This is a genomic window from Paenibacillus sp. J22FR83, assembly GCF_059691955.1.
Window position 1 is genome coordinate 62,869 of the sequence record NZ_JCAUAM010000006.1, and the last position, 19,428, is coordinate 82,296.

Genomic DNA, 19,428 nt, shown 5'->3' on the forward strand with positions numbered 1-19,428 from the left:
TCAATGAACAATTTGAACTTTTATGCACGATGAAGTTGAGAACCGATCCCCCTACAACGACAGCGATTTCTTAATACGGTAATCCTTCGGCGTCGTACCGAAGCGCTTCTTGAACAGCTTGAAGAAGTAGCTCGGTGAGCTGAAACCAACCTTCTCGGAGATCTCGTTCACCGGCAGGTTATTGTTCTCTAGTAGCATGACCGATTTCAGTAATCGTATTTCATTGATGTAATCCGCAACAGAGATCGTCTCTTGCTTCTTAAAGATGCGTCCGACGTACGCAGAGGACATCCGCAGCATATCCGCGATCTCCTGCAAGCTTAGATTCGGATCAGAATAATTGGCCTGAATGACGTCTTTAATCGTATCGATGATAAAATGATCCTTCGTCTCTGTCCCGCGTTTCTGATCCTCGAAGATCGCGCTGAGGATGGCGCCGAACTCCGCAAAAATTTCGTCCAATGTCTCCTTCTCGAATATGAGGCGATCGATGGAGCGAAGGTCGATAAGCAGAGGCGACAGCTTATTCTGGTTAATTTCGCGGACCGTCTGTTTGATCAGAATGCCGAGTTGAATGACCGATTGCACGACGGCGTCGGAGCTCATACCCGCAATCAATCGGTGTAAATGCTCCAGCTCCTGGAAGACGCTGTCCGGATGACTCGCCTTAATCGCCTCAGCGAATTTCCGCTCGAGCTCAAGCGGAATGTGCGCCTCAGGATTGGCGAGGTTGCTCTGTACCATATCAGGTGTGATCACGGAGTTGTGACCAAAGTTCATTTTATATAGATGATAATCAAGTGCTTTCTCATAGCGATCCGTCAACTCGTGATAGTGGGAGGCGACCTCCCCCAGCGCTGCCGTGAAGGTGATGTGGTAATAATCGCCGATAACTTGCTGTGCCTGCTGCAGCAACTTCATGATTGCCGAATAGCTTTCCTTCGGGCGCGTGCCCGCTTCGAAGATTAGAACAAGATGCTCACCACGAATATCAACGACGTCCCCTCGCAGCTCCTCCGTTACAAATTCGCGAATAATATTGGATACGGCAAATGTCAGCAGGTTCATATCCACACCAAGTCTTCCTTCTTTCAAGTCTTGGTAACGATCAAATTTCAGGATCCCCAAGATGCTCTCCTTTTCCAAGTCGATGTTCATATATCCGCCCTGCACACACTCGGCCAATTCCTCAGACGTGAAGGATCGGCTGTCAGTTACGAGCTTACGCAAATAGTAAGAACGCACAATGGCCTCGTTGCTGTCGTGCTTCGTCTGCTCGCTCATGAGCTTCTCGATCAAATGGTTATAGCTATGCGAGATATAGCTGATCTCATCCCCCTCATTCATACGGTCCTGCTCACCGCCGGGCAGCCGCTTTGTCTGCTTGAGCAGCACATTAATCGGCGAATACAGACGGTTCGAGATGATTAATGAGGCAACAACGGCGAGAACGAGACAGATGGCAGCGACCGTAACGAAGACGACCTTCAGCTTATCTACCGCTGCGAGTACACCAACATAAGGTTCAACATCGACGATCACCCAGTTGACTGAGGGGTTCACGATGTAGTTAACGATTTGCTTCTCTCCGTTAGCTATATATGTAAATTGGGATACCTGACGGCCTGAGGAGGCAATTTGTTGATATACCTGTTCCTTCAGATCTCCTAAATCTTGGCTGCTTTGAACGTCTGGACTGTACATCTCTTTATTCTGATCCAGAACGAAAATCCGATTGGACCGATTCGAGGACTGCCGATTCATCAGCTCCAGCTTCTCGAATAGCCATTCTGGTTTGACATTGATGATCAGAGCGCTTTCCTTCTTCGTATAGGCGTCTAGCGAGTCGTACAAGAACAAAGAAAATACTTGTTGCGTACGCTCTGGGTGCTTTAGATCCGGAACGTAGCGGAGGGGCATCATCTGCATTTTGTAAATCGGCTTGCCGCCGCTTAGAAATTCACCGATTTGATTCATTAGGTTACTAGTTGAGCTCGTGATCGCATCGTCACCACTCGTAAAAAACATGTTTCGTTTACTGTTGTAGAAAACGATGGAATGGATAAAGGAGTTATAGGCAATTGTTTTGGACAGCTTGTTTATGCGGGCTGTATCTTCAAAGGTGTCTTGTTCGCCGCTGAATAATAAATGCGCCATGTCGGTATCGTAGAACATGGAGATAGCGAAATTTTTCACCGTGTCATTCATATAAGAGATGTTGTAGTTGATCTGAGAAAGAACCTTCTCATTGGCTTCTTGCTGCGAATCCAAGCTAATCTTCTTGGAATACAGAAAAGCAGACAGCAAAGAGGCCAGCATAACGGATATGATAAGCAAATTGATTGAAAGAATGATACGCATGAAATATTTCCGTTCTCGATATTTGCGCAAGTAGTTATTCATCGTTACATCCCCTCATTCACGACTTCCTTTACAGTGCCAATCGCTCCTGCATCTAGTCTACGGCTTGCCTTACCTTTACATAATTCAACATGAATTGCATACTTCCTCTTCGTAGACATACACCCTTCGGATACCGAAGGGTGTACGCTTGTGTGTCGGGTTCGGCGCTTAGTAATTGCGTATGAGCTGCAGATCCGTAATGACCGCTTTGGCCTCAGGCCGCCCAGAACCGGAGTATAGGGCTATCCCGGCGAGAATGTTGGCGCCATCCGTGAAGTTGACCGTCGTTTGGCCGAACAGAACATATTGGTTCCCGTCCAAGTAGAAGCCTTTCACAATGTTCCCTTCCTTCGTTAACATGACAGGCAACAGGCGAGGAATCGCACCTGTAGAAGCTGGAATTTGCTTCACACCGGTTTTGTAATGGTTGATCAGATCGGAGGCCCCTGATGCCGTATTGCGGAACACGAGTCGGAGAATATCGCCTACGCCGTCCATTCGGAACTCCGCATGCTCAGCACCAGCTGAGTCCTGCTCTCGGAACATAAGGCCGATGGAAGCTGGATCGTAAGCGCTGAACTCGATGTTCGCTTTCAGCGTCAGTTTGGAACTAGCCGCATTGGAGTTAAGTTCGGACCTCTTCAAGAAGACGAAGTCGTCGGAAGTGCCCCAGACATTATCCCCTTTGCCAACAAGTGTGTACGTATTCGTCGTGCTGTTCCATGTCGTAAACCCACTTGCGTTCGTTCCGTATGCCTTGGCAGTGAAGTCTGTCGCAGGCGGCGATCCAACTGGATACACGGTGACGATCTGGCTCGTTGCCTTGGCGATGTTCCCTTTTCTTGCAATGGCAGATACCGTCACCTGACCAGGGCCCATGGCCGTGTAAGAGACCACCCCACCCGTGGAACTATCCATTCTTACGACATTAGGATCACTCGAAGTAAACGTGATGGTTGCCCCCGTCCAGCTAGCGCCACTACCGTTCTGCAGCGTGCCGTTCAAGGTAAGACTTCCTGTTGCCCCTGCGGTTGTGCTTGTAGCCGGCGCCCCAACGAATGCCACATCTTTCAGGTTGGTACCGTCGCTAAGCCCTGAGTTGAACGGCGCAGATTCGATTAAGCCAGCGTCGTCCGCGAAGGAATAATGGTAGGCGTACGACTTGTTTTTAAATATTTGCACGCGTGGTTTAATCAATGTTCCGTTCGCAGCAGTAAGCGAGCCCGTTGTAAAATTCAGTTCCTGACGCACGTACTTCCCACTAGTTGAAGCCACCGATACTTTCGGCATGGTCGATGCGGACGCATCATAATTCTCCGCTCCAAGTAATATTGTTTCCGTCGACACAGGAGTCGTGATATTAGGATCAAGCGGAATGTTGTAGATCCATGCGGAATACGTATACGCTGTATTCGGCTTCAGATCTGAGATCGACTGTTCGATCCCATCTCCTACCGTCGATCCTCCTGCTGGACTGTTCCCATCTCCAAGCCGAAGCTTGTTATTCTTGCCCCGGTTGATCCAATTTGGTTTCGCTGGCATCGGAGACGCTGGAACGGCATATTGCGTATCAGAGCCGACCGTTGCTTCAGTTCCCGCTGTCGACCAAGTTAGCCAGTCCGTAAGCCCTCTTTCGAAAGCGCTATTCGTAATCCGATTCATATACGGCGTATCAATCAACTGCCAAGTTGGTGTAACCGGATAGTTGGAGTGATTGTAAGACGGAATCCAGTTGGAGCTGTTCGAGCCACCCCCATACTCATAGGCACCCGCGTCTGGAGCAACCCCGCCCCAGGTGTACGCACTGGTAATACCCGCAATGGCCGCCCCGCTGTCAATCGCAGTAGAGCCTGATTGCAGCCTGAAGTCGTTCCCGTTCCCGCCTGCCGGATTGATGAAGTTCAAACCAACAGGCGATAGCGTGTTGTAACCTTGGGAAACGGTTGTAGGAAACAGTTTGCGGTCCGAATCAATTGCGAAAGCTTTATCCGTCAAAATGTTGTTATAAAAGCGGGTACCATAGAAATCGTCAGGATAACCGGCCGCTCCGTGAAACCCAATGCTCCTATCATTATTCACGATCGTGTTGTTGTGGACGAGTTTGAAATTGCCTGGAGCCCCCATCTGAATTCCCGTGTCGTTGTTATAGATGACGTTATGATGAATGATTGCGTTCTCCGTGTAGTTGTCGAAATACATGCCGACACTCGTGTCATCTCCCTTGCTGTCGTGAATCCAATTGTGGTGGAATTCGCTATTGCCGAGATCGGAACCCCAAGCATAGATTAGACCACCGTCACGGGAGAGCTTCATACCCCGATACATATCGTTGTAGCTGATCACTCCGCTGCCTTGGTAGATGGAGAGAAGTCCTCTTCCTGAATCGCGGATTTCATTGTGATCGACCACGTTCTCGGCTCCGCTTGATAGTCGAATCAGCGAATCGTGCGTAGCCATGTAACTACCGTCATGAATGCTATTATTTAAGATACGATTGCCTTTGCCTGCTATATGAATCAGCGTTCCAGTGGAATAGGCGATCGTACTGTTTTTCAACTCATTATAGTCGCCTACTATGTTAATGCCCCGCTCGCGCTGACTCTCAATCGACGTGCCATGGCTGTAATCGGAGAAATACACATACTCGGCTTTGATCTTGTCTAGCACATTGTGTGTGGACGGGGTGCTGCCGACCGGCCCCATCAAGATGTTCGCCGCCATTGTTCGAATGCCGGAGATGGTGATGTACGATTTGCCTTTCAGATTAAACGCCGTTTGGCGGGTCTTCGCTTCCACATTCGCGGGTACGCCACCAGAGGGATCCCACAAGTAGAGGTGCGTCGCATCCGTATGCCACTCGCTGGCCACGTCGAGTGCACCCAATACCCCGGAGAGAAAATACGTATTTCCTTGCCGTGGCGAGTAATACGATTGGTCGTTCGTGACCGGATTCATTGTAAGCGTTTTAGTCGTGTTGTTGAAGCCAGTAATGGTTGTGGTTTGCCCGGTGTAGGCATCCCCTCCCCGCTCCCAGATTGTCGCACCGACCCAATTCATGTTGGGCAACGTACTGTCCGTGACTGTATAGGAGGTTGTCAGGTTAGAGGCAGACTGCATAAATGCCATGTTATCTTTCAACCCGTTCAAGTTATAAGAACTGATATTGGGCCAACGCGCTTCCCATAGAAGGGTTGGATCCGCGGACAAATAGCCATTGGCATCCTTCGGAACGACAAAGAACTGCTCTTCTGTCTCATCCAGAAGCGAGCTTCTCGTGTACGGCGTCTTGTAGACCGGCATTCCCGCAATTCCTGCTGATGTCCATGCGCTCGTAATCGGATCAGTACCGCTGACCACAACGTTCGCTCCGCTTGCCGCCTTGATCGTGATCCGAGAATTCTCACCAGTTCCGGTTGGCGGCGTAATGGTCTCGCGATAAATACCGGATGACACTTCACAGGTGTCTCCTGGTTCCAAAGCATTCATGCATCTTTGAATAGTTTTGAAAGCTGCCCCTAAAGATTTCCCATTATTTCCCGTATCGCTGCTGCTTGCTGCCTGCGATACATAATAAGTAACTCCTGCGGCCGAAACGGACTCTTCGGGCAATGCGCCCATCACCATTGTCAAACTCACCATAGCAGCAAGACCTAGACGACATGTTGACTTTACCTTCATTAATTAGCCTCCTTCTCATCAATTAATGCTGTTTTGTCTTCTCGCTGACATTCTCCTTTTTCTGTTGATGATTGCAAAAACCTGCAAGCCTGGCTATTTCTTTGTCGTATTCTTTGACATTTTGCGCCAAGTAGCGGTAGCACCCCCTTCCCAGTATTCTCATATAGGAATAACTGGAAAAAATACAGCTATTTTCGTTCAAATCGCGAGAATGAGGCCAATAACTGGAAAACATCCAGTTAAATTTCACACTTTTCACGAAAATGGGCAACTTGCCTGAAATTAGCTGTATAAAATCCAGTTACTTGTTCCATTTCACGCAAATGACCACGATTAGCTGTACATTTTCCATCTATTTTGATGCAGTGGAGCTAACGCAAATCCAACATAGCAGCTCGACATCAAGCCAGCAAATGCATCTGCTCCGCCCGGACTTCGCCACTCAGCGGACGATCCGCCAGATAAGCTCGCAAGTCGCTCACGACCGCCTTCGCGATGCGCCCTAAGCCGTTATTGACGGCTCCGGCAATATGCGGAGTCAGAATCACATTCGGCAGCGCGCGAAACGGATGGTTTTCTTCCGGCGGCTCCGGATCCGTAACGTCGAGACACGCGAATAGCCGCCCTTTGCTTAATTCGACTGTGAGCGCCGCCTCGTCGATAACCGATCCGCGGGCAGTATTGATCAGCACACAGTCGTCTTTCATCATCGCCAGCCGCTCGGCGTTAAACATATGATACGTCTCCGGCAACGACGGCAAGTGAATAGATACGACATCGCTCACTCGCAGCAGGTCTTCCAGCTCCAGCTTCTGCGCGCCCATCTCCCTAGCGCGCTCCTCGCTGACGAATGGATCGTAAAGCGCGATATTAACATCAAATTGGCGAAGCAATTTAATGTAGTGGGAACCAGCACGCCCTGCTCCAACGACGCCGATCGTCAGACCATACACTTCGCGCACACGCGAACCGTCGCCCCAGCCGCCAGCCCCCGTCTCCCGACTAAGCCGCCACATGTCTTTGAGCGACACGATAGTAAAGCCAAGCGCGGTCTCTGCCACCCCTTGGCCAAGTGCTTCAGTCGCATTAGCTACACGAACTCCGCGTTGCCACAACGCCTCTGTAACAATCGGCTTGACGGTGCCGGCCGCATGTAGAACGAGCTTCAAATTCGGTGCGCTCTCCAGCACCCGTTCTGTCAATGCACAGCAGCCCCATGAGGTGATCGCCACATCTGCGCCAGCAATCAGGGCGCGCGCATGCTCTTCCGATGGGTTTCCATTCTCCTCGTTGAGCGTAACTTCCCCAAGTTCACGGAGCTGAGCCAGATGGTCTGGCCCGAAGATCCGCTCCCTTTTGTCTTTTCCTTGCAGTATGGCAATTTTCACTTGAAGTCCTCCCTTATTCTTGTGTTCCACCAAAGCCCATAAAACCTGGGCTATTCCTGACATACATTGCTGTATTGAGGGGATAGACCAGGTAATCTATGGGTTTATTCGTCACATGTTACTTCTTGCCGTTCGCCTTCAACCATGCGTCAAGCTGTTTCTGACGCTCAGCTACGATCACATCGGCGCCAGCTTTTTTCAATTTTTCTTCATAGATCGGCAAGTACTTCTCCGGATCGAGTGTACCGCTTCCGAGACCCTGATAATACTCATCGTTTACTGCCTTGACGTTCGCAGTTTCTGTCTTGACTGGTTCCGAATTGAAGACAAATCCAGTAAGCGGGGAAACTTCACCTTCAGCGTTAACTTTCGCTGTTTGCTCCAATTTGTCAGCTGGTGAGCCTTCCGGCAAATACTCGTTGATGATGCTGCCGAAGATCCAATCCGTGTTCGTGAAGTAGCCTGCATCCTGATTGATTTTGATGAAATTGCCCGTTGTCTTCGTATAATGCTTACCTTCAATACCGTACACGAGTGTGTTATACAATTGCTTATCGGTGTTCACCAGTTCAAGGAACATCATGGCTCTCTCCGGATTTTTGGAAGTTCGGCTGATCGCATTCAGCGTGCTTGCTGCACCGCTAAATACGGCTTTAGCCAGTGGTACGAGCACAACGTCATTACCACCATTCGCTGCTTTGAACTCAACCTCAGAGCCTGGCTTGCCGGTATGGTCGAACCAGACTGCTGTTGTGCCTTTGTTGTAAGCGTCTGCTGCAGCTTTTATGGTTGCAGCATCTTTATTGATATACCCCTTCGTGTACCAGGAGTTCATCAGTTTGAAATTGGCTCTCATTTCAGTTGTCACATCGGGTAGAACTTTGAATGTCGTATCGTTCTTGTAAACAGGTCCCTTCACATCAATGTTGTAGAGAGAACCTTGATAGGGTCCGCGCTGGGTCCCGAATGGTACGATCCCAGGTTCGTTATCCTTGATCTGCTTCAGGTACGGCTCGAGATCTTCCAACTTCTTAATCGTGTTTACATCCAGTTTGTATTTATCCACAAAACGCTTCTGCATAACCAATCCTGCACGAGTCGCGGAGATTTGATAGTTTGGCACCGCATAGATTTTGCCGTCTAGCTTCGCATCATTCCAGAATTTCTCTTCCAATGATTTGTAAAGCTTCTGTCCTTGATTCTTCAACAAATCGTCGAGGGGCTGGAATACACCTTTCTTCTGATTCTGATCGAATTTAAACAGCCAGTTCGACGTCCAGATAATATCGGTTACTTCATTAGCAGCTACGATCGTGTTCAGCTTCTGCTCATACGTACCGAAGTCAACCGGCATCAACTTGATTGTTGCGTTAATTTTCTCTTGTGTAATCTTATTAACAGCATCATTCACGAGTTGTAGATCCGGATTTGCTTTGTTCTGTGGGTAGTACCAAGTCAATTCGACCGGGTCAAGCTTTTTGGGCGCATCGCTTGCAGATGCTGCGGGTGCCCCACTGCTGGATGGGGAAGGCGTGCTAGTATTGTCTATACTGCTGCCGCAGCCGGTTACGGCAATGGCAAGTGCGGAGCTAACTGCGAGCGTGGACATCCACTGAAAGCGTGATTTTATAATCTTTTTCAATGAAGAAACCTCCCTTAATATGATGATCAAGTTTATTTATGAAAGCGGATGTGAAAAGCTAATTCCTACAGCTTCGGTTCCCCTCCCTTCAAGCTTTCCCCACCCGAGGCTTACAACTTATCCTTTAATAGCACCGATCGTCAGACCTTTAACGAAGAACCGTTGAAAGAACGGGAATACTAACAACATTGGACCCGCTGATAGAACGGCTACAGCGAATTTAGCTGACGTCTTCGGAAAGTCCCCCATATCAACATTGAGCGTAACCAACGCTGAGGCGAACTCGGGACGCGATGTGATGAAGTCAAGTGTGTTCATGGTTCTCACGAGCAACAACTGAAGTGGAACCAGTTTCTCATTGTTGATAAATAGAAGGGCATTGAACCATTCATTCCAATAGTTAAACATGATAAACAATCCCAATGTTGCGAGTGCTGGCTTCGAGAGCGGTAGGATCAGTGCTGTGTAAATCTTCCACTCACGCGCTCCCTCCACTTTCGCCGACTCAATAATCTCAGTCGGAATTTTGGCCATGAAACCCTTCATAATCAGTACGTAAAATGGACTGAGTAATCCAGGCACAATGAGTGCCCATATTGAATTTTTCAAATGTAAGATCTGGGTAATCATAATGTAGAACGGCACAAGACCACCGTTGAACAGCATTGTGAAGAATACGTAGAATGACGTTGCTCGCTGCAGGCCATAATCCCTCCTGGACAGCACGTAGCCCATCGTAGAGGTTAGAATTAGACTGATACATGTGCCAATGACAGCGACGAGAATCGTCACACCATAGGCCCGTAGAATTGTTTCCGGCGTTTTCAGAAAATAATGGTACGCCGCAGCGCTGAACTGATCCGGAATAAGGCGGAAGCCATGGTGCAGAATCGACTGCTCATCCGATAATGAGATGATGATAACGAGGGCAAATGGAACCAGCATTGCGATCGTGAGCAAAATGAATATGGTATGAATGATGAGTTGGCTCCATACCGCTTTGGACTGTTGGACTACCACGAAATGTTCCCTCCTTTAGAACAGAGAATTGTCCTCATTAATTCGTCTAACGATTAAATTGGCGCTGACGACGAGAACAAAACCGACGAACGACTGGTACAAACCTACGGCCGATGCCATACTAACGTCCGCAATTTCGCTGAGCGCCCGGTAGATGTACGTATCGATGATATCTGTCGTCGCATACGTCATCCCATTGTTGTTCGGGATGAAAAAATGTAAGCCGAAGTCGCCTCGGAACATATTCCCGATACTGAGGATAAGAAGAATAATAATGAGCGGCGTCAGCTGCGGGATCGTGATATTCGTTACCATCTGCATCCGCTTCGCTCCGTCTATTCGGGCCGCTTCGTACAACTCTCCATCAATTCCGAGAATGCCAGCGTAGTACACCATCGCCGAGAATCCTATCGCTTTCCACAAATGCACGATGTTTAGAATATAGGGCCAATACTGGGCTTCGAAGTACCACGAAATTTTTTCCATGCCGGCTGATACCAGCCAACTGTTGATAAATCCATTTTCGTGATCGAGAAACGCCTGAGTAATGTAGCTCATGACGACCCATGAGAGAAAAAATGGCAATATCAACGATGTCTGATAAATTTTAAGCCATTTTTTTGCAATTTCATTGAGAAGAATTGCTACTGTGAGTGCTGCGATCGTCGTTAGCACCATATAACCCAGGTTATACAAGACCGTGTTGCGGGTGATTCGAAATGCGGTTTCGCTTTTAAACAGAAACTCGAAGTTCTTGAAACCGATCCAATCACTTCCCAGAATCCCCTTGTCATACTTATAATTTTTAAATGCGATGACGACACCAAACATCGGAATGTACGCCATGATAAAAATATAGATGACTGCGGGAAGCGAGAGCGTAAACAGTTCAATATTCCTGCCGAAAAACCGGAATGCCTTCTTGCGCTTCATAGGATGCCTTCCTCCTTGCCTGTAACGATTTGCTTGGCTTGCTGCCTGAGATCAATTTAGCTGAAATATCACCCATATAACAGTGTAAAAACTGTACTTTTGTCGCCACTTTGAGTAAACGATCTGTATTTTACTAACTGAAGTCTAAGCAAGCCGCGGATTGCCGCAACGGTTCCTGCCTGAACGCCCTTGGAGGAAACGCCAAAAAGGCCAAGAATCACACGATGTGCTATACACCGTCGTTCTCAGCCTTTACTTATGTAGCTCTGCTCACTTCTTTCCCTTCGCCTTAAGCCAGTCGTCCAGCTGCCTCTGCTTCTCGGATCTTATCATTTCGCTGCCAGCTTTATTCAGCTTCTCTTCGTAAATCGGCAGATACTTCTCCGGATCCACAGTTCCAGTAGCGAGCGCTGCATAATACTCGTCGTTCACTGCTTTCACATTGGCAAGTTCAGCTTTCAAATCATCGGTTTGGAACACGAAGTCATAATAAGGAGATACTTCCGCCTCTTCATTGATACGTACAGTCTGTTCGATCTTGTCAGGGGGCGCTCCCTCCGGCAAATATTCATTGCGGATGTTGCCAAATACCCAATCCGTGTTTGTAAAATACCCCGAATCCATATTCAGCTTGACGTAATTCCCGTCACCTCGCGAATAGTGCTTGCCTTCAATCCCATAGACGAGCGTATTGTACAACTGCTTATCGGTGTTCACCAGCTCGAGCAGTTGCATCGCTTTGTCGGGATGCTTCGATGTCCGGCTGATCGCGTTCATTGAGCTGACTGCCCCGTTGAACGACGGCTTCGCAAGCGGAACGAGCACGACGTCGAAACCGCCATCGCCAGCCTTAAACTCCGCTTCGGAGCCCGGTTTCCCCGTGAAATCGAACCAAACAGCCGTATTTCCCTTATTGTAGACGTCCGCAGCGTTCTTCAATGTAGCGGCGTCCTGATTGATATAACCTTTGTCATACCAGGAGTGAACCAAAGCAAAGTTCTGTCTCATTTCCGGCGTGACATCAGGAAGAACTCGGTGATTGGCATCACCCTGATACACGGCCACACGCCAGTCGATGCCGTACATATGGTTCATAAAGAAGCCTCGTGTCGTACCGAACGGGACGATGCCCGGTTCCCTTTCTTTCAGCCCCTTCAAGAAAGGCTCAATATCGTCGATCTTGCGGATCGTACTTACATCGAGCTTATATTTATCGACGAACCGCTTCTGGATGACCAAGCTTGGGCGCATAGCGGCAATTTGGTAGTTCGGCACAGCCAATTGCTTGCCATCCAACTTGCCGTCGTTCCAGAATCGCAGGGACATCGAGGCCCGCAGCTTCTGTCCATGGCGCTCAAGCAGCTCGTCCAACGGCTGGAACACACCCTTTCTGGCGTTCGCGTCCCACGGAAACAGCCAGTTCGACGTCCAGACGATATCCATCGGATCATTTGCCGCCACAAGTGTATTCAGTTTCTGCTCATAGTTTGCGAAATCGATGGGCTGCAGCTTGACGCTCGCATGAATTTTATCCGCAATCAGCTTGTTCACTTCGGCATTCACGAGATGCAAGTCAGGATTCACTTTATTCTGCGGATAGTACCAGATCAGCTCATCGGTCACACCGACACCATCGCCTTCGGATTGATCCGATTTCATGCAGCCGCTCGCGACTAACATCAAGACCGCCACCATGCTCAGAATCGCAACTTGAGTGAAACGATATCCATGAACGGATCCCCCGATATTCCTGATGTTTAGTTTGCCCAAGACCATTCCCCCTCTCCGATCTCTCATGCATTGCTTCTATTATAACCTGATCTCTACCCAGTGAACATAATAGGACGTTGATCACAGATTCCCCCTCAAGGAAAGTTCACCAACACTCGCACTTGTTCTATGGGACGGGCATATACTAGATTATTACAGCTAGAAAGGGGGTATTCCTTTGAAACGATCGGATTCTTACGCCATGTGTAAAAAGTACCTCCATCGCGAAGTTATGATAAATACAACACACGGCACTTACCGTGGAACTATTGTGAAAGTCGACGGCCACAAGGTCTATTTGAAACAAACACGCACTGGAAAGAAAGCACATATCTCGTTCCTGCCTTTTCTCCTCCCCTTAGTACTTTTTGATCTCTTAGCTATTTTTCTTGTGGAATCTAGACCATGTTCTCCGTTCAGACCATTTATCTAAAAAAATGACCATCACATGTCTATCCTGTGGTGGTCATTTCTTATGTAATTCCTTTTTATCCAACTTTCCTAATGGGGTATAGGGCAAATGATCGACGAAACGGAGCTCTCTAGGCATCTGATATCGTGCCACTCTAGGACGCAGCCACTCTAGAAGTTCGTCCTCGGTGGTCTCCGCATTAGGTATCAACTGCACCCATGCTTTCAACCGCTGTCCAAATAACTCATCCGCCACCCCAATGACGGCTGCATCCTCCACGCAGGGGTGCGTGCGCAGAATCTGTTCCACTTCGAACGGATACACATTTTCCCCCGCTGAAACAATCATACTGTCTACTCGTCCACGCAAAAAGAAATAGCCCTTCTCATCCTGATAGCCCAAATCGCCAGTTTGGATCCAATGGCTAACCTTGTTTCGCATCGACCATTGATTGCGAATACAAATTTGACCTGTCTTGCCGATCGGAACTTCTTGTTGCTGATCATCCATAATTTTCACATGAACACCGTTCAATCTTCTGCCAATTGTGTACGCGGAGTAGACCAGATCCTGCGGAACGGCAATGATATTCAATCCCGCTTCCGACGTGCCATACAGGTTGTATAACACTTCGCCCAATCGATTGTGCGTCTCTTGGACCAGTTTAGGAGGGAGCTCAGCTCCACCTGAAGCTATACAGGACAGGGATTTCAGAGCGTCTGCGCCCCTTTGTAGCATTTTATGCAGCATTAAAGGGACGACCGTGACGATATCTACCCGATGCTCGCGAATCAATCGACAGGCTTTCTCTGGATCAAATCCGCGTTGAATCACGACTTTCTTGCCCAATGCGCAGAATAGGAGCAGAACCGCTACCCCATAACCATGATAAATAGGCGTCGCAATATAGGCTGTCTGCTTAGTCAAGATTTGCAATCGTGTCAAGAATCCTGCAAAAGGGTCCAAATAATTGAATAGCGATGGCTGATGCGCCGCTTCTTTGGCTTTGCCCGTGGTTCCACCTGTGAGCAGCATGAGTTTCCCGGAGGAAGCTCGACGTTGTTTTTTCTTTTCAGCAACAGTTGTAACCAATAAGTTATTTACCGCAGAAGAAGTAGGGTGATAGCTGGGCAGTTTGGCGTTCCTGTACGTCGTTTGCGCAAGTATTGCGCTGAGTTCGGCGTCATAGATGATAAGCTGGAAATCCTTACTATCCACAATCCCCTGCAAGTGATCCTTGCTCATTTCCGCATTCAACAGACAGATATCCGCCCCTGTAAAAGACACCGCATAGATGGCTCTCACCAGAGAGGCGTGGTTTTTGCATAGAAATCCTACGCTCTGACCGCCAGCGAGCTGGTAGTTCACCTTCAACTGCGCCGAAAGTCGTTTGGATTGTTCATACAATTGGCGATATGTGAGGGTTTCCTGTTCATCGGACAAAGCAATTCGGTTCCCATAGGTTCTGGCCGCAAAATGCAATAGAGCCATCAGATTCGTACCCGAAGTATAGATGGCAGAGGCTAATCGGAACAATGCGACCAGCGAGAGCAGCCTAATTTGATAAAACACATAGATCAGCTTAAATATCCTCATGGCCTCTACCCTTTTCGCTTGGTATTCATTCTAGGCATTGTTCTGATAAAAACGGATGCTAGCGCTCCGAAAGTCAACCACCACGGTTTGAACGTTTGCCTTCTGGTATAGATGGCCTTACCGATTAACTTGGCGACGTCCGCTGGGGACATGGCCGGTAAGTTGCGATAAGCTGCCGTTGGCATTATCATAGGCGTTCTTACAAGCGGGAGATAGATCGAGGTCGTGGCAATCCCCATCCTATTCAGTTCAGGGGCAGCGGACCGAAACCACGTGTCAAAAGCAGATTTCGATGCCTGATACGCCGCCCAATGCGGTAAAGGAGTTAGCATCACATTGATCGTCGATATGTTAATGATTTGCCCCTGTTTGTGCTGGAGCAGCGGTATGAGAGAGAGCAGTAGTTGAACTGGCGCGAAATAATTAATCCTCATCGTACGCGTGAAATCATGGTAACGGTTCAACGACTGCCCAATGGAACGATGGATCGAATGCCCCGCGTTGCTGATTACGATATCAAGCCCCTCTGGCTGTTGATGGAGAAAAGCCAGTAATCCCTCCATGTCCTTCGGATCTCGAAGATCCGCAGGGAAGACACTTACGCGGGCTGCCGCTTTCACTTCGATTTCACGTTTCATGTCTAGGAGCTTCGCTTCTCGTCTAGCTACCAGAATGAGATGAACCCGCATATCGGCTAGCAGATAAGCAAGTTGTTCGCCGATGCCGGAGCTGGCACCGGTGATGAGAATAGTTTTGCCTGCTAGATGGCGCTCTAGCTTCTGTCTGTTTAATTTCGTCGATGGGAATAAGAGATAGTCGAGAAGCGTGTGTAGGCTAGCACTTGGCATGGATTCACTACCTTCTTTATAGGAAGCAATGTATTTTTTACAGTTAATTCAAAAATATCGAGAAATATCGCCGAAATAACTGTAGGTTATCCCGTTATTTCACACAACACCCTTACCCCAACGTCAACACCGTAATTTCAGGCCTACACATGAACCGAATTGGCTGTACGGACACGCCGATACCTCGATTCGTATACAGCGTGAGCGACTTACTTTCCCCTACCTGATAGAGTCCCGAAGGATATTTGACCCCATAAGGCACGGAAGCCAGTGGCCCAATGATCGGAAGTCTGACTTGACCGCCATGAGAATGCCCCGATAGCTGCAACTGAACAACTCCATCTGCCGCAACAACATCGGCATAATCCGGTGCATGGGATAAGAGGAGTACCCATTCATCTTTTTTCGCTGACTGCAGCGCCGTTTTAAGATTAGGAACGCCCTCCCACATATCCTCTACGCCGGCGATCCATATTGACTGGCTATCTTTCTGAATCCGGAGTCCCCGATTACGCAGGCAGTGAAAGCCGCCACCCTCTAACACATCTGCCACTTCTTGCACATTGCCATAATAATCGTGATTGCCAAGCACCGCATAGCAGCCGTATGTCGCAGTAATCGTCTTCAACACATCCCGAATAGCTTGACCCTGTCCGCCAATCTCATAATCGACGAGGTCGCCTGTAAAGCAGACAATGTCTGGTTTTTCTGCCTGAATGACCTTGACCACCTTGGTTAATTGCCCAACATCCAAATGGAATCCGAAATGAAGATCACTGAATTGCACAATCCGCAACCCCTTGAATGCCTCTGGCAGTGAAGGGAAAGCCAATGAAATGCGCTCAACTTGCAGCCAACGGGGCTCTACCCGCGTGGCATACCCATAACTTAACGGAGGGACGGCTAGTAAACTTCCGCCTAGCAGCAGAGACTTTTTCAAAAAGGAACGACGCGTTATTTTCTCTTTATTTTCCATATCACAATTATATAACATGACCTGCAACGTGAGAAGGCTGTCCCTCCGGCAGATGAACACTGCTGAAGAAACAGCCTTTAGGGTAACGCTTATTTTGCAAGTGCAGCAAGCACATCATCAATCTTTTTGCCGTCAGCGATCGGACCGCTCTTCATCCATGTTTCAAAATTAACCTGATACACATGTCCCTTTTTGACAGCCGGAAGACTCTGCCACAGCGGATTAGCCAGCAATTCCTTGGTCTTGTCCTCTGCTCCTGTATCCGTTGTAATAAAGATGTGATCGGCATCCAACTGAGGGATCATTTCCAAGGATATCGGCACAACTTTCCCATTCTTGTCCAAAATCAATTCTTTCACAAGCTTCGATGGCGTAAGCCCCAAATCTTGATATACAACAGGTCCGGCATAACCCGGGCCGCCATAGAGTCGGATCTCTTTCGTGTGAATACGAACGATTGCAACCGTTTGATCGCCAATCTTTTGCTTGATGGTCGCTCCAGCCTGCTTGGCTCTCTGGTCATACTTCTCAATAACATCCTTCGCTTTATCTGCTTTGCCAAACAGATCACCTAACGTGCGAATCGTCGCTCTCCAATCTGCTCTTGCATCTTTGAAGGAATACATCGGAGCCACTTTGGAAAATTGGCCATACCTTTTCTCATCATATACATTTTCCAAAATGAGATCAGGCGCCGCTTCCAAAACGGCTTCTACACTTCCACTCACATCGATGGCCGGTATCGAAAGGCCCAGATAATCCTGTCCGCTCCATGTTCCGATCTTCGATTGCTTGAACGGCTGAATGCCCAACGACAGCAGTTCGTCTTCCAAATAAATACCGAGAATCCGCTTCGGCTCAGCGGGAATCTTCACTTCATGACCGATCTCATCCTTGACGGTCTTCTCCTGAGCCGCAGGCTTGGCCGACGCCGTTTCCTTCACCGTACTTGGGCTGACCGTCGCGGTCGCAGTGTTCGCTGCATTCGTATTCTTTGACCCACAACCTGTAAGCGATACCCCCAAGGTGACAGCCAGTGCCCCCATCATCCATAAACGAGTTTTCTTCATGTGATTACCACTCCTTGTGCCTTCCTATACTGAGAATCGTTATCAATTGTATCGTGATCCTCTTCGACTGCCAAGGACAAAACCGTTCAAGGAGATGGACAATTGTGACATCTATGTTCCCAGGAACCGCAATGCTTCCTCCATCTTCATGGTGTTCATCAAAATGCCGCCGCTCATCCATGTATAGTAATCGGCGCGATAGATATTCCCTCGCTTCACAGCCGGTATGTCATGCCAGTTTCGGCTGTCCATCAACATCTGCAGCTGCTCTTCGCAACCTGGATCGACGACAAGCAGCAGTTGGTCCGCATCGAGCTGTGCAAGATGCGAGATCGATACGCTTGCCCAGTAATCATCCCAAGCCAGCCGGCGCACAAGATTTGGCGCCTTCAGTCCCAAATCCCCATACAGCACAGGTGCCGTATACGAATGCTTGGACCCGCCATACAAGCGAATTTGATCGGCATGGATTCGCAGCAAGGCGACCGTTTGCTCACCGATAGCTGACTTGATCTGTGTCGATGTTTCATGGCATTTGCGTTCATAACGGAGAAGCGCCTCTTCCAGCTCTTCCGATTTGCCCAGCAAAGCAGCAATTTCGCTCAAAACGCGTCTCCACTCCTGTTTATACGAAATCGTAAACGTCGGCGCGATTCGATTCAGCCTGGCTTCCAGCTTCGGATCAATGTATTGGCTGCAAAGAATCAAATCCGGCTCAATCTGCAGCAGTTGGCTCAGATTGCGTTCGCCTAGCTCAGCTTCCTGCTCTCCTAAATGAATGGACCGTTGCACTTGGGACGATAAGGGGTGATCTCTATCCATCATAGAAGCGTATGGGGTAACCCCCAATGCTAGCATATGGTCTACATACGGCGGGAACAGGCACGCCACATGGTTTCTTTGTTTCTCCATATAGACTGTAGGCGACATGCCAACCTCTTGCTTGAATTTGCGGCTAAAATAGTACTGCTCGCCATAACCGGCATATTCTGCGATCCAACCAATCGACGCTTGACCGCGAATCAACTCGCGTTTGGCATGATTGATGCGAATGTTCGTCAAATACTCGCCTAGCGTCCTGCCCGTCTCTTTCCTGAATATACGGGAGAAATATTCAGGGCTCATGCCAGCCATTTGCGCCAGCATGTCGCGTGTAAGATTATCCTGGAAATGACGCTCCATATAGTCGATTATTCGGGTAATTCGCTCCTTCGCTTGTCCGACAGCTTCGTTGCCCAAATCCTTCATCACCCAATAAAGGAGCTCTTGAAAAACGACATTTAAACGGAACCGTTCAACTCGCTCTTGGCTGTCGCGCTCCATATACAGCCGTTTGGCGAGATCTACGGCTTGAGCCAGCGAATGCTCTGGAATCGCGCCGCACCACACTTTGTCGCCTTGGCCCGCATCTCCTGAACCGCCTACCTGCTTCTGGTCGTAAGGAAAAGCCTCGAAGGTGAAATCGTACCAGGCCAATCCTTCTCCCGTGCTCACGCTGGCAGCCGTGTACGTCCCTGGCCGCAGCAGGCAGCAGCTCCCCCGTTGAAGAGGAATCCACTCGCCATCCACCATACATTTGCCTTCTCCGCCTAGGATAAGAAGCATTCTATAGGCATGCGGAATCTGCAGCTTGATGAATCCATCCGTATCCAAACGATGATAATGAATCTGAAGCAGCCTAAGCCCCACTTT

12 protein-coding genes are annotated in these 19,428 nt (G+C 48.8%); all 12 read right to left on the reverse strand.

Annotated elements, in window-relative coordinates:
- Nucleotides 1–51: 51 nt before the first annotated feature.
- Nucleotides 52–2,403, reverse strand: a complete 2,352-nt coding sequence (locus AC58PV_RS12535; RefSeq protein ID WP_497432569.1) for a helix-turn-helix domain-containing protein — start codon at nucleotides 2,401–2,403, stop codon at nucleotides 52–54.
- A gap of 168 nt (nucleotides 2,404–2,571) precedes the next feature.
- Entirely contained in the window at nucleotides 2,572–6,081 is a 3,510-nt protein-coding gene (locus AC58PV_RS12540; protein WP_497432570.1) for a right-handed parallel beta-helix repeat-containing protein, read from the reverse strand.
- A gap of 401 nt (nucleotides 6,082–6,482) precedes the next feature.
- Nucleotides 6,483–7,469 carry a hydroxyacid dehydrogenase gene (locus AC58PV_RS12545; RefSeq protein WP_497432571.1) on the reverse strand — a complete coding sequence of 329 codons (987 nt, stop codon included), beginning with the start codon at nucleotides 7,467–7,469 and terminating at the stop codon, nucleotides 6,483–6,485.
- A 118-nt stretch (nucleotides 7,470–7,587) separates the two neighbouring features.
- The gene (locus AC58PV_RS12550) at nucleotides 7,588–9,111 is read right to left on the reverse strand and encodes an ABC transporter substrate-binding protein (protein WP_497432572.1); all 1,524 of its coding nucleotides are present in this window, start codon (nucleotides 9,109–9,111) and stop codon (nucleotides 7,588–7,590) included.
- 117 nt (nucleotides 9,112–9,228) lie between these two features.
- A complete protein-coding gene (locus AC58PV_RS12555) occupies nucleotides 9,229–10,131 on the reverse strand; it encodes a carbohydrate ABC transporter permease (RefSeq protein ID WP_497432573.1) in 903 nt (300 codons plus the stop codon).
- A gap of 15 nt (nucleotides 10,132–10,146) precedes the next feature.
- The gene (locus AC58PV_RS12560) at nucleotides 10,147–11,064 is read right to left on the reverse strand and encodes an ABC transporter permease (RefSeq protein ID WP_497432574.1); all 918 of its coding nucleotides are present in this window, start codon (nucleotides 11,062–11,064) and stop codon (nucleotides 10,147–10,149) included.
- Nucleotides 11,065–11,334: 270 nt separating this feature from the next.
- Nucleotides 11,335–12,834, reverse strand: coding sequence for an ABC transporter substrate-binding protein (locus AC58PV_RS12565; protein ID WP_497432575.1), 1,500 nt, complete (start codon nucleotides 12,832–12,834; stop codon nucleotides 11,335–11,337).
- Between the two features lie 466 nt (nucleotides 12,835–13,300).
- A complete protein-coding gene (locus AC58PV_RS12570) occupies nucleotides 13,301–14,842 on the reverse strand; it encodes an AMP-binding protein (protein ID WP_497432576.1) in 1,542 nt (513 codons plus the stop codon).
- Nucleotides 14,843–14,847: 5 nt separating this feature from the next.
- On the reverse strand, nucleotides 14,848–15,690 hold the full coding sequence (locus AC58PV_RS12575) for an SDR family NAD(P)-dependent oxidoreductase (RefSeq protein WP_497432577.1): 843 nt from the start codon (nucleotides 15,688–15,690) through the stop codon (nucleotides 14,848–14,850).
- A 112-nt stretch (nucleotides 15,691–15,802) separates the two neighbouring features.
- The gene (locus AC58PV_RS12580) at nucleotides 15,803–16,684 is read right to left on the reverse strand and encodes a metallophosphoesterase (RefSeq protein ID WP_497432578.1); all 882 of its coding nucleotides are present in this window, start codon (nucleotides 16,682–16,684) and stop codon (nucleotides 15,803–15,805) included.
- A 71-nt stretch (nucleotides 16,685–16,755) separates the two neighbouring features.
- Nucleotides 16,756–17,736 carry an ABC transporter substrate-binding protein gene (locus AC58PV_RS12585; RefSeq protein ID WP_497432579.1) on the reverse strand — a complete coding sequence of 327 codons (981 nt, stop codon included), beginning with the start codon at nucleotides 17,734–17,736 and terminating at the stop codon, nucleotides 16,756–16,758.
- Between the two features lie 111 nt (nucleotides 17,737–17,847).
- Nucleotides 17,848–19,425, reverse strand: a complete 1,578-nt coding sequence (locus AC58PV_RS12590; protein ID WP_497432580.1) for a helix-turn-helix domain-containing protein — start codon at nucleotides 19,423–19,425, stop codon at nucleotides 17,848–17,850.
- Between the last annotated feature and the right edge of the window lie 3 nt (nucleotides 19,426–19,428).